Raw genomic sequence first — 13,894 nt, forward strand, 5'->3', positions numbered from 1 at the left:
GATCTGATCAATTGTCTTACTTCCCCACTATTCAGGGGATTTTATTTCGAACAGATGCTTGTGCGATCCATTCTTTTAATTGCATTCTTGGTTTAGAAGCTTCTTTTGTTAAAGCCATTGCAACTTCGACAGATGGACTACTACTTGCTTCTGTTGACACATCCATGATCTGTGCCTGTTGATCAATATTTTTATTCAGTCGTTCACGCAACTGTGCATAGTATAAACTTCTTGGCGTAATGGTATTGTTCGATTCGTTCCAGTAACCATCACCTGCGAACTGACTCCAGCTGCCGAAGGCCCAGTTTTGTGCTGTTGGTGGTTTGTAACAATCAATACGTGCAGCACTGCAGTTCCAGAATAAACTGTTGGCAGCACTCCAGCCTGCTCCATTTGCATCCTGCCAACGATTACCAAAACGTAAAGCGTTACCATCTACATTCACTACATCAAACAATACACCACTTGCCCAGCTGTCAATTGTGCCGCTGAAACTATAAGGTAAGATTGATTCACATTGCACAAATGCATTTGGACCGGGTGCGCAAAAACCAACTGCAAAATCATGATAGCCATACTCTGCATAGCAACGTTGAAATAATGTTTGCTGTCCGGTAGTTAAAAATGTGTACCGACGCTGACCTCCAATTTCAGAAACAGGAGATAACGAGATACAATCTTCAACAGTAATTCGTTTTGATGTTTCCAATATACTTACTGCACTTCCTGCAAAATGCTGAAAGTTGATTTGCCGTACCCAGCAGTCTTCTGCGTTTTCAATATTGATGGCGTTCCAGCGATGATCTTCATCTTTTAAATTTGTTTTATCATACGTGGAAATCAACTTGATATTTTCTACGCCGCAATTATTGATACGACCATCATTGTTATAAAAATAAATTGAAGCACCGCCATAAGTTGTATCGAGTGCTGTTGTAATGGGTGCATCAAAATAAACCGTATTGCCTTCGATTTTTGTAATTGTACGATCAAAGTATAGATCCCGTTCTCCAGGCTTCCAGCCTATAGCTGTAATACCGCCGCCAAAATGATCAGCACCAAGCAAGTTGATCCAGTTGGCTGTTGATGGGCGACGGATAATAATTTTATTAGAATGATCTTTTATATTGATCTGGTCTACATGAAAACTAATTGCATTTACCGGCACATAAGCGTCTGTGATCTTTAATCCAGTGAGTTCTTTCGAGAGGGTATTCTTTCCAACGATCTTGATCAACGCCAAACGTCCAGTTCCTGCACCAACAATTGTTGTTGCGTTGATGCCGCTGCCACGTAATACCACACCCGATGCAGTGATGCGCAATTGTCCAAACACTTCATAGGTTCCTTTCTGCAATAACACTGCACCACGAAAACCATTTGCATCAACCGGTAAAGAAGCAACATAATCCAATGCTGATTGAATGCGTAAGGTTGCATCGCCTGCTTTTACAGGTACAACAACTTTCACATCAACAGTTGGTATTGGCTGTTCAGAAGCTTTGTATCCGCAATAAGAAAAATCTGGAATGCGGTTGCCCAGTTCATCGCTGGAGTAAACGAGTTTGCCACGCTCACTGTATAAAGGAGGAACAGGCTTTACCTGCTTTTGCGCAGGTAAAGCCTGTTGTATAAATAAACTGCTTATAAGAAAAAGAAAACGATATACTCTTTTATTTTTCACTGTTTGCCGGTTGAATTTAAATACACGCTAAAGTTACTGTAAGGCCATTACTTACTAAAAGATACAAAACAGAACTTTATAACCGGTATTGATTATTTTTTAACCGTTGGTTTCACATTCTTAATGTCCACTACACTGTTGAGGTAGTTTTCAATATTGCTGTAGCCGTTCTTTGCCAGTTTACCTGCGTCGACAGCATTTTTCGGATTTAATCCGTTCTTTACTTCATAATCATCGGGTATACCATCATTATCACTGTCTGTATAAGGAGTTCCTTTGTATTCAGGATAACCACCTGCCTGTGAAGGATCTGTAATGATACCAATCTTATAAGAATCGATAGGCATACGACGATGTTTGAATTGCGTCTCAGGCAATTTTACATTCGGATCTACTTCAACTTTACCTGTTGTAACCTGTTTTACAATTCTTGTATCAACTGCATCACGCTTAGGCAATGTTGCACCAGCGTTTGCAAGCACATATGTTTTCGCTTCTTCGGCAGACAAAATTGTAATAGCTGCCATTGGTAACGGCTTCGGCCATTTCATACTTGCATCAAATTCAACTTTATCATTAGCGCCTTCTGTTTGTACTCCACCATTCCAGTTATCTTTTGTAACCGCAGGATAGCCTTCCACAATATTTCCATTTACGTAAGCACGACCATAATATTTATCCTTCAATTTGCTTCGTCCGCTTTCGGGTTTCAGAATGCGGTAAGCAATTGCCGTTTTTGGTGTAGCAGGTCCAGGTTTGAAATAGTTATTAATGATGTTGAATTGCGCTCTGTAATCACCCCCATCAATACTTCTGTGCACCCAGTTATAAATAACATTGTTTGCAAAATTGAATATGCCATTCCAACCTACCGATGGATTACGTCCTGTATTATTGGCCCAGAGATTACGCATGAACGTACAATTCTCTCCTCCCAATGTACTTCCGAATGAATGGTTCCGTGTATCAAGCGCTTCACCAAAAATGGAATTCTGAATTGTAATATTTACAGTGCCAAACTTGTCTTCAATTTTACCAGTACTGTCGTTATACATGTGACGGTACATACTCATGTTTTCATCTAAACCCCATGTTGCACTAACGTGATCGATCATGATATTACCGATCGGATTACCACCAATTGCATCATCTCTGCGGCCCACCCATGTTTCACCACGGCGGAAACGCATGTAACGAATGATGACATCATGTGTGTTGATCCACACACTTTCACCTGCAATACATACGCCATCGCCGGGAGCAGTTTGTCCTGCAATGGTGATATATGGTGCACGGATCATCAACGGAGATTTTAAACGGATGATACCCGCAACATTAAACACCACAATTCTTGCACCACCCTGTTCACAAGCCCAACGTAAACTGCCGGGGCCATCATCATTTATGTTCGTAACAACAATCACCTTACCGCCACGTCCGCCAAAGCTGTATTTACCACCGCCTTCAGCACCGGGAAATGCCGGAATATCCGATTGCGGTAATTCATCATAACGTGAAGCCCATGGAATATAAGGCTTACCTTCTTTAGCTTCTTTCTGAATAATGGGCCAGGCTACCTGCCAGGCAGAATCGGAATGTTTATTAGCTGCACGCATCAACGAATCAGATGCCTGCTGAACATCTTTGGGAATATCAGGATATTGTGCAAATGCAGTTCCTGCTGCTGCTAAACAAATAGCGACTGTGTAAATTCTTTTGCGAAGGAAATTCATGATTCTTATTTATATCTTATTATGACGACTTCTTTCACTGAAACCTGCTTTAATGAAAAGAGAAAGTGATAACACTTTCTCTTTCGCATATCGTGTTATTCTGAAACTTATTTCTGCACTTTTACGTCGACCTCGATAACTGTACCATTTGCAGGTAAGTCTCTGTTTACATAGCGGATTAAAATTGCTCCATACTTCCCTGCTGCTGTTTTAAATCCAATAACATTACTTCCCGATGTTGTACTTACGGTTGTAACTTTCGCTGCTGTTCCTGATGTCATATTATTTTTAATCAGGGTGTTAATTGCACCAGCAGATGTAAGACCAGTTACAAAGTTTACACTGGTTGCCATTTTCTTAAATACTGTTGCATTTTTCGTCCATGCACTTATGTCATAATAAGACAATTGTGCCTGTGCTCCGCTTAATGCATAGATGGTATGTTTATTAGCAGTGGTAGTATCAAAATAATAACCAAAGTCAATACTGGCAGAATTTGCCGCTCCTTCAGTATAGCTGTAAATTTTACCATCACTCGTTGAATAATAGCATTTATTGGTCTTATTCACTGTATCGGGTACCGCTAAAATCCTGTACGACCAAAAATAGAAATCCGGCTTAACAGTAACAGTAAACAGTTTATTTCCATCACCAAGGAACACTGCACTTTTATTACGGGCCAATATGCGGTAAGAAAAATTTCCGGGAATACTATCAGCACGATAGCCTTTGCTGGCAGAGAATGTATTCTTGCTGCCGGAAACATTGAAAGTATCAATTCTTACACCATTTTTCTGAATTTCCACATAGGTCATCGGTTCTTGCGATGTAACAGTAAAGTCAAAGAAGATACTGTCTTTCGGATTAACCTCTTTATCTGCCGTAACAGAAAAAGGATTGCTGTTTTTATACTCTACTGTTACTTTGTATGCGTCGATCGGTTCCCGTTTTTTTTCGCAGGCTGCAACAAACAGGAGTATCAAAACCGCTGCAGAAATATATTTGAACAATCTGAATGTCATAATATGATATTTAATTGTAGTTAAAGATTTTATTGTAATGGATCTAATGTGCTACCAGCCCATTCACTGGTTTGTGCCATTACATAACTCGCCTGGTTAAAGATGTTGGGTAATGGGTAGAAATAATACCTTTCGGGCATGCTGATTACATTAGAACCTTCCAGCGATGCAATTGTAACAGTGAACATAGCTGCATACACTGCAGGATTATTAAGATTTGCTGTGTCTCTTGGTTTTACACCAAACGCATCAGCCTTATCGAGATAAATTCTGCCAGCCGTTGTACCTGTACCTGCATAATAAGGAGGTTTTGGTACACACTTGAGCGATTGCCGTGTAGAAAGCAGGTACAGGTTTCTTGTACGGCGAAGATCCCAGTAACGCTTCCCTTCCATTGCAAACTCAACCTGGCGCTCTTTCAGAATCAGGTCACGCATACTTGCAACATCAGTTGCTACATCTAAACCATAATCAAATGAACCTTGTACTATACCTGCACGCTGGCGGATTTTTCGAACCAAATCTTTTGCTTCGGTTAAACGTCCCGTTTCGTTTGCACATTCTGCCAGGTTCATTACCAGTTCTGCAAAACGGAACTCTACCCAATCCATACCACTTCCACCGCCGGTATTACTGTTGTATAATGCCTGCGTTGCAGCTAAAGAAGGATTGGTTGTTTTTCTGCAATAAAAACCTGTTACAATAGTTGAAGCAGATTCGTCCAATACCCCTGTATAGTTCCATTGTTTGCGACCTACCTTATTACTCAGCGGCCATACAACGCCATTATAAGCAATCGACATGTCAAAACGGGGATCACGGTTTTGCCAGAACATGGTTGCATTATAACCGGACGATGCGTGTGTGATAGGCAATATATCTTTTGTTGTATATGCCTGCACCAAATTCAATGTTGGCTGATTGGAACCGCCGCCACCACCTTCGGAGAATGGACGAGTAATATATTCATTGTTTGTACCACGGCCGGGGCTGATTGATATGGCATCATGTTTACGAACCAGCATTGCCTCCGCATTATTTTCTGTAACAAAAATATTTGCATAGTTACTAAACAATAAATAACCGTTCGCTAAAGCAGTATCGTAAGCAGCTTTGTTTGCCTTGTAGGCATTTTCCCAACGATCGGCTATATTGGTTGGGTTAAACTGCGGGCTTGCCCAGTAGAGCAGAGCCTTTCCTTTGTACGCTAAAGCAGTGGCTTTTGTAATACGGCCAATGTTTGTGCTAGTCCATGAAGTGGGCAAAAAAGCTGCCGCTGAATCAAGATCTCTGGTAATGGCTGCAATACACTCGCTTGTCTTTGAACGGGGAACGTTCAGGTCCTCACCATTTAAATCCTGCGCTTTCAAAATAAGCGGCACACCACCATATAAAGAAACAAGACGGAAGTAAACAAATGCACGAAGGAAGAAGAATTGACCTTTTAAGGTATTCTTGGTTGCTTCGGGTAAATTACCGTCGTTTAAGCCTTCAATGGCAATATTACAACGCCTGATATCGAAATAACGGTTGGTGGTAATAGAAGTACCTGTGCCAATATCGGTAACAGAATTTTCCACAAGTGTACCATATAAAAATGCAGTATTTGCATTATTTAATTCATCTGATGTATTGTGGATACCACCCACTGTTGGCCATGTAGGAATAATGAGATCGTAACTTCTGTTAAGGAACAGGTTAACTGCACCTTCATCACTCCAGATTTTAGAATCAATACCATTCGGATCTACAATATTGAAGAAATCCTTTTTACATGCTGTTAAAGCCATCACCAGAAAAACTGCAGCAATTGCAAACTTTGATATTTTATTTTTTATGAACATAATTTTCAGTTTTAAGCAATCATTAAAGTGATACGTTTACACCAAGTGAAATTGAACGCAAGGTTGGATAGCTTGCAAAGTTGGATGTATAAGGATCCTTATATTTTAACGGGTTGACAATGTTCCAGAGATTTGTACCGGTTAAGAACGCTCTGAAATCGGGAATCTTTAATTTGTCGGCAATATGCTTCGGCAAAGAATAGGAAAGCACCATATTGTTTATGCGGCTTTGTGTACCGTTAACAGCACCGAAGGTTGAGTTTTCTCTGGCCAATGGCGCATCGGCACGTGGATATTTTGCATTGGGGTTTTCAGGTGTCCAATGATCTGTCCAGAAAGATGGCGCATTTTGAGTTGTGGTTGGAACCTTTCTTGCTTCACCATCATAAAACTGCTTGCCACCAACACGCAGGTTCATATTCATCTGCAGTTTAAATGATTTGTATGCTACTCCGAAAGTCATACCAAATGATACCACAGGTGTTGTGCGGTTGAACATGATGGTAACATCATTATCATCAATTCTGCCATCGCCATTAATATCTTCAAAATCCATAAAGCCTACCTGAGGTTTTGCGCCACCAATTAAATAGTTCGGATTTTTTGCCAGCAATGCATCTACTTCTGCCTGGGTGCGGAGAATTCCTTTTGTTATATAACCGGTATTGCTTCCATTATAAGTACGTGGATCACGACCAACAAGAATACCTAACTGGTTTGAACCATAAGTACCTAATTGAGTTTCGTTAAAGAAACCACGCAGTAACTGGCTGTTTGAGAATCCAAAGTTTACATCGGCAGTAAAGTTCCAGTCTTTTCTTAAAGTATTTTCTGTAACCAAAAGAAAATTCATGGCCCCAACTGATACTTTGACCATAATTGATAACTGCGGAACCCACACCCGCTGTTGGAGGCAATGCTGATGTTGGCAGTTGATCAAAACCATCGTAGTTATAACGGTGATAGAAATCATATGTGAAGTTCAACGAATTTTTTAACAGGTTCATATCAAAACCAATGTTAAACGTACGGGCTTTTTCCCAGGTAATATTCGGGTTAGGCCATATGCTTGGATCAAGACCATTCGTTACAGTTGTACCAAACAACATACCGGTTGTTTGCGTAAAGCGTGCCTCCCACAAACGGTTAGTTGTACGGTCTTCACCAACTAAACCATAGTTGGCACGGATCTTCATATAGCTAATAAAATTGATACGGTTTCTGAAGAAATCCTCATCACTGATTTTCCAGCCTAAACCAACTGATGGGAATAAACCCCAACGGGTGTCAGGAGGAAACTTAACTGAACCATCGTAACGTGCAATAACTTCCAGCATGTAACGATCGAGAATCGAATAGTTTAAACGACCGAGGAATGAACGTTTCGCTGAGTTGGTGTAAGAAGGGTTACGGATCGTTTGACCGTCGTTGCTGAAAGCCCAGAACTGATCGATACCACTTACCAACTGACCGTTTTTATAGAAGAAAATATTTTGTGTTGTAGCTTCGCTCTGATCAAAACCTACCATTACATCAAACTCATGACTACGGAATTTTTTACCGTAAGCGAGTGTTGAAATTAGCTGGTAACTTCCGTTAATATCAGAACCTTCTGCCAACTGATCGGAGTTAGAAACACGTTGAAAAGGTGTACTTGCGTTTAAGGTTTCTGTATACAATAAACAATTCTGTCCGCCACGGATAAAGTTGCCCACAAAATAAGGCGGGAAGTATTCTTTATTTGCTGTGTTTCTGTTTAAACGGCCAAACTGTAAACGGGCAGTTAACCCTTTCAGGAACGAAGGTTTATATTCTAATGATGCGTTTACACTTAACCCTTGTGACTTATTCCGCTTATAGTTACCCGAATTAAAGAGTGCAATCGGATTCCAGTTACCGGGAGGATTAACTCCACTCCAGCCAACATAGGTTCCGTTAATTGTTAATGGCACCCACTTTGGGGTAAGATAAATTGAACGTATAGAAAGATCATCTGTTTCATCATTTGCCCCTTTCAGTGTGTTACGGTTTTCTCCACTAAAATCGGATGCAAAAATTACGTTGGCAGTTAACCCATCAATAATTTTAGCCGTTGTTCCCATACGAAATCCATATTTCTGTACGCTGATGTCGCCATAGTTACCGGTTTCACGGAAATAGTTACCACCGGCAAAAAATGTAATACGATCTGAGCCACCACTTACATTTACTGTATGGCGCATCAATGTGGTTGGTTTCCACATTTCATCGTACCAGCTTTTGTATGGGTTAGTTTTAAGAAAATCAAGATCCGCCTGTGAAAAACGCTGACTGGCAGGTGCGCTGTTAATTTCGTAACCATCGTTCAGCATTTTTGCATGTTCATAAGCACTCATGATCTTTGGCTTTACCGCCTCAGTTGATGTGCCAAAATAACCTGAATAAGAAATGCGTGGTTTTCCTGGCTTTCCTTTCTTCGTTGTTACCAGCACAACTCCTTTTGCACCAGCCGCACCATAAATAGCTGCAGAAGCATCTTTGAGGAAGCTGATATCTTCAACCAAACTTGCATCAAGGTTTTCAAAATCTTCTTTGGTTGCAACAATACCATCAATTACATATAGGGGATCGGCTGTAGCGCCAACAGCAGAAGCTCCGGAAAAAACGTTGGCTCCACGAATGGTAATCGTTGTAGATGAACCCGGTTTACCAGAAGCAAAATTGACACCTACGCCCGGTAATCGGTTAATTAAAGCCGAACCAAGGTTTGCTACAGGTAAATCTTCAATTTGTGTAGGTTTAATTGCACCAACAGAGCCTAACACATTTACTTTCTTTTTAGTACCATAGCCAATAACGATAACCTCCTCCAGTGAAGCATCATTTTTTACCATTGCAATGGAAACTGAAGAAGTTTCTCCTGCTTTTTGCTGGTAGATGGTATAACCTACGTAAGAAAAGACGAGAATTGATTCACTTGATGGTGCTTTAATAGTGAAGCTTCCGTTAGCATTGGTAACAGTACCTGTTTTTGTATTCTTAACTTTTATACTAACTCCATCCAGGCCATTGCCGGTTTCTTGTCAACTACCTTACCGGTTATTGTTACATCCTGTGCAAAGGCAAACAGTGAACTGCACAGCAGAAATAACAACAGCATTGGCTTTAACAGTCGCAAATTACTCATATAACAATTGGTTTTAAGCTCAGAAAATGTTGTTTACTATCAATTTGGGTTAAAAAAATTAATGTTGTGCGGATTTTTTTGCGTCAATTCGCTTCTGCCATTCTTCGCCTTCTTTCTTCATATCATATCCTGCGGCAGATAAATAATTATTGATACGTCCTTTGTATTTTCCGAATACGGCATGTTTTTGATCGGATGAACCTTCATCCATTGCCAGTTCTCTTGCTTCTTTCAGCCATCCGTAAATCTTTGTCTTTTGTTCAGCAGTTAAAGTGAGGATCATGTCCTGGTAGGCAGCATAAGTAATCGGGAAGATGCGGTAGGTCATCCCGTCTTTTACCAGTTCTATTTGTTCGTCTGACAAGTTCTCCTTTATATGAGCTAAAAAACTGCTGTGAAGCTGCAACAGCTGTGAAGATTTTTTTCTTCTGCTTTCTTTAACTGAACCGCTGACTCTTCGGGTGCAAGTGTTTGCTTCTTTATTTCGGCAGTTACTGCCTTACTTTGATCATGTACATTGCTGAGTTGTGTATACTGATTAACCAGGAGAGCAAGTACCTTCTTATACTTAACTGAATCAGTAATAGATAATGTGTTGACAATCTTTGCAGAACGTTCTGTAATTACTTTCAGATACTGTTCCTGTTGCTCATTGCTGTTTTGTTGTGCATAACTGTAAACACTGCTTACTAAAGCAAGAATAATGAACCCAATCTTTGTAAAGGAAAAAGCAGAGGAAATGATCCCCGCCAGATTTTTGGTGGAAGTTTGTACCATATCAGCAAGCAAACGTCTTGTCATTATACAGCTTTTAATCGTTAGAAAATGAATGATTTTTTAAAGAGAAACAAATCATTTATTCCGAACTAAAGGTACAGTGACCCCAACCCCTTAACAATGTAAGGTTTTGCTGTAATGATGGAACATTTTACTATTTTGTTAAATCTTACGCAATCGTTCCCGAAACGGCATTTCGCCCTCTATTCACCTGTTTTTAGCGAAAGTCTTGTTTCCTTTAAACCGGCCGATTTTGCAATTACTGTAATATTTCCCTGTTTTTGAGCCGATTGGACAATCACTAATGCAAGCCCTTTCCATGCCTTTCTTTGCTTAGTTTTTAAAGAAACAGTATCAGCCTGGAAACCGTTATCTGTTCCTGCAATTGTTCCTGCGCCTGCAACAGAAAATTCAAGGAGGTTATCTGCATCAGGAACAGGAATACCATCTTTATCAAGAATGCGCACTTTAATGAAGGAAAGATCTTTCCCGTTTGCTTTCAGGTTTTTCCTGTCGGCAATCAATTCAATTTTGGCAGCTTTGCCGGCAGTCTTCATTTCTTTACTTAAAACAATCTTTCCTTTTTTTCTTGATACAGCTTTTAATACCCCAGGTTCAAATTGCACACGCCACATTACATGGAATGAATTGTTTTCTTTTTTCTTTACACCTAACGATTTGCCATTGAGAAATAATTCCACTTCATCCGCATTGTTATAATAAGCCCAAACATCAACAGTTGTTCCAACCTGCCAGTTCCAATGCGGGAATAAATGAAGAACAGGTTTGGTACCCCATTCGCTTTGATACATGTAATACACATCTTTTGGAAATCCAGCCAGATCAATTACTCCGAAATAACTGCTACGTGCAGGGTACGGGTATGGCGTAGGCTCACCTAAATAATCAAACCCGCTCCATACAAACAGCCCGGCAATATGTGGGTTATTTTTAACTGCCAACCACGATTTTTCATGCGTATTTCCCCAGTAAGCAAATGTGTTATCATAAGCGGCGCAGGTAAAATCAGCATTGCCACCTGTGAAATTTTTCTGCTCTTTAAAGTTGGGTGGCCAGATGCGTACTGAATCTCCCGGGTATTGATAAACTCCCCTTGTTTCTAATGCAGATGCAGTTTCTGTTGCAAGGAATTTCTGACCGGGAAAACGTTTCGGCAGTTCAGCATAGTCATACTCCTTGTAATTAAATCCAAGTACCGCCAGTCTGCCGGCCTTTGTAATGAAATTTTTCTCAGCAAAGGTTTCAGTAAGTGCCGATGTTACGGGTCTTGTTGTATCCAGTGCTTTTACAATATCAACTAATCGTTTGGCAATGACTGTTCCTGTACTGTCGAACTGTTCCCCGATTTCATTACCGATGCTCCACATAAAAACGGATGGATGATTTCTGTCTCGCAGAATCATTGCCTGCAGATCCCGTTCATGCCATTCTTCAAATTCAAGATGATAATCGAATTTGTTTTTCTTTCTCTTCCACATATCAAATGCTTCAACCATTACAAGAAATCCCATTTCATCGCAGAGGTTAAGCATTTCTGACGCCGGAGGATTATGTGAAAACCGGATGGCGTTGCAACCCATTTCTTTTAAAATAGTGAGCTGCCGTTTTGCTGCGGTTTTATTGAATGCTGCACCTAATGCACCCAGATCATGATGCATACAAACACCCTGAATTTTTAAAGGCTTGTTGTTGAGGAAAAATCCTTTCTCGCTGTCGAAACGGAAAGAACGGATGCCGAAAGTGGTGGTTAGCTCATCGGTCTGCACTCCACTTCGGAAAACTTTTGTAACTGCTTTATATAAATATGGGTTGCTGACAGACCAAAGAAACGGATTGGAGATAATAACTGAGTATTGAACCCGCTCTGAATTCGAAATGGATATATGCTTTTCTCTCCCAAGTATCTCAGCTGTTTTTACCAATTTCCCATTTTGGTCATAAATATTTGTAAAAAAAGAAACTGGTATATCTGATTTTTCTGAAGATGATAATTCCATAGCAATAGTAACCTTTGCCCTTTTAGTAGTTATATCGCTTGTTGTAATAAAGTGGCTGGTATCTTTTATAAAGAGGTCAGGATTGACAACAATAAGCTTCACATCCCTATAAATACCACTACCGCTGTACCATCTTGAATCAGGTTGCTGACTGTTATCCACTTTTACCGCAATCACATTCGTCTTGCCATAATTCAAATAAGGAGTGAGATCATAGGAAAAACTGATATAACCGTTTGGACGCTTACCGAGGAAATGTCCGTTGATCCACACTTCGCTGTTCTTATAAACACCATCAAATTCAATGCGTATATTTTTATTCTTTGATTCTGCAGGAACCGTAAATGTTTTACGGTACCAGCCAATGCCGCCGGGAAGTGCACCACCCAAATTGCCCGATGGATGTATTGCTGAAAAATTACTTTCAATACTCCAGTCGTGTGGTAAGGATAAGCTTCGCCATTTGGAATCATTATAGTTTACATTACTTGCCAGGCTATCATTACCTGAATAAAATTTCCAACCATTATTAAAATCAACAGTTGAACGAACCTGCAAAAAAGCAGTTTGGCATACAAGAAAAAAAAGACCAGTAAGAAAAATTCGTTTGATCATACACTATATTTCACAGCAGATAAATAATTCTACCACAGTTGATGAACGGATGGTTTGATATACTTTTCGTAAACAGTTTGTACCTGTTGTAATTGATCACTGTTAAGCGATTGCTCATTCAATGCTTCAAGGTTGCGTACAACCTGTTCCGGTTTCGAAGCACCGGGAATAACTGTGCTTACCGCATCAAAACCCAAAATCCATTTTAATGCGAGCGCAGACAAGGTTTTGCCGACAGGAACAATTTGCTTTAATTCTTCAACAGCTTTTAACCCAGTTGCATAATCAATCCCGGAGAATGTTTCTCCTTTATCAAAGGCTTCACCATTACGGTTGAACTGACGGTGATCACCGCTTTCAAATACAGTTTGTGCCGTATAGTTACCGGTTAATAATCCACTTGCCAACGGCACACGAACAATTACACCAATATTTTTTTCGTTTTGCTTCTGCAAAAATAATTCAGCAGGGCGCTGGCGAAACATATTAAAGATGATTTGTACCGTTGTTACATTATCAAACTCAATAGCTTTTAATGCTTCTTCAACCTTCTCTACACGCACACACAAATGCTGAATTTTTCCTTCTTTTTTTAAATCATCAAACAACCCAAATATTTCCGGGCGATAAAACACCTGTGTTGGCGGACAATGCAATTGAATGAGATCAAGTGTATCTACCTGTAACCGTTGTAAACTGTCTTCTACATATTTACGTAAAACAGCAGGCTGATATTCTTCACTCACATGTGGCTGAATCTGTCTTCCGCATTTTGTAGCTACATGCAATTGTTCTTTTCTTGTCTTCAGGAAACGGCCAATTGCTTTCTCACTGTCTCCATCACTGTACACATCAGCGGTATCAATAAAGTTCACCCCGTTATCAACCGCAGTATGTAAAATCTTCTCTGCATTTTTAGTATCAAATGCACTTCCCCATTTACCACCTACCTGCCATGTACCGAGACTGATTGCTGAAATATTAAATCCTGTCTTTCCTAATGTTCTGTATTGCATAATAATTCCTGTTACCTGC

At 40.1% G+C, this 13,894-nt stretch carries 9 protein-coding genes and 1 pseudogene; all 10 read right to left on the minus strand.

From position 1 onward, the window contains the following. Positions 1-31: 31 nt before the first annotated feature. Positions 32-1,684 (minus strand): hypothetical protein, encoded by a 1,653-nt coding sequence (locus tag IPK31_18735; GenBank protein MBK8089789.1) that lies wholly within the window; start codon positions 1,682-1,684, stop codon positions 32-34. A gap of 92 nt (positions 1,685-1,776) precedes the next feature. Next, positions 1,777-3,417: a polysaccharide lyase gene (locus IPK31_18740; GenBank protein MBK8089790.1), complete on the minus strand. Its 1,641-nt coding sequence runs from the start codon at positions 3,415-3,417 to the stop codon at positions 1,777-1,779. A gap of 107 nt (positions 3,418-3,524) precedes the next feature. Next, complete coding sequence (locus tag IPK31_18745; GenBank protein ID MBK8089791.1) at positions 3,525-4,439, minus strand: hypothetical protein; 915 nt, start codon at positions 4,437-4,439, stop codon at positions 3,525-3,527. A 29-nt stretch (positions 4,440-4,468) separates the two neighbouring features. After that, positions 4,469-6,283 (minus strand): RagB/SusD family nutrient uptake outer membrane protein, encoded by a 1,815-nt coding sequence (locus IPK31_18750; GenBank protein ID MBK8089792.1) that lies wholly within the window; start codon positions 6,281-6,283, stop codon positions 4,469-4,471. A gap of 22 nt (positions 6,284-6,305) precedes the next feature. Continuing rightward, the gene (locus IPK31_18755) at positions 6,306-7,136 is read right to left on the minus strand and encodes a hypothetical protein (GenBank protein MBK8089793.1); all 831 of its coding nucleotides are present in this window, start codon (positions 7,134-7,136) and stop codon (positions 6,306-6,308) included. Beyond that, on the minus strand, positions 7,030-9,327 hold the full coding sequence (locus IPK31_18760) for a SusC/RagA family TonB-linked outer membrane protein (GenBank protein ID MBK8089794.1): 2,298 nt from the start codon (positions 9,325-9,327) through the stop codon (positions 7,030-7,032). The genes IPK31_18755 and IPK31_18760 overlap by 107 nt, the downstream gene beginning before the upstream one ends. Next, positions 9,309-9,449: a hypothetical protein gene (locus IPK31_18765; GenBank protein MBK8089795.1), complete on the minus strand. Its 141-nt coding sequence runs from the start codon at positions 9,447-9,449 to the stop codon at positions 9,309-9,311. The genes IPK31_18760 and IPK31_18765 overlap by 19 nt, the downstream gene beginning before the upstream one ends. A gap of 58 nt (positions 9,450-9,507) precedes the next feature. After that, positions 9,508-10,226 (minus strand): annotated as a pseudogene (locus IPK31_18770) (DUF3826 domain-containing protein). A 203-nt stretch (positions 10,227-10,429) separates the two neighbouring features. Further along, on the minus strand, positions 10,430-12,859 hold the full coding sequence (locus tag IPK31_18775; GenBank protein MBK8089796.1) for a glycoside hydrolase family 2 protein: 2,430 nt from the start codon (positions 12,857-12,859) through the stop codon (positions 10,430-10,432). A 29-nt stretch (positions 12,860-12,888) separates the two neighbouring features. After that, a complete protein-coding gene (locus IPK31_18780; GenBank protein ID MBK8089797.1) occupies positions 12,889-13,875 on the minus strand; it encodes an aldo/keto reductase in 987 nt (328 codons plus the stop codon). Between the last annotated feature and the right edge of the window lie 19 nt (positions 13,876-13,894).

Source organism: Chitinophagaceae bacterium (assembly GCA_016713085.1).
Classification (GTDB): domain Bacteria; phylum Bacteroidota; class Bacteroidia; order Chitinophagales; family Chitinophagaceae; genus Lacibacter.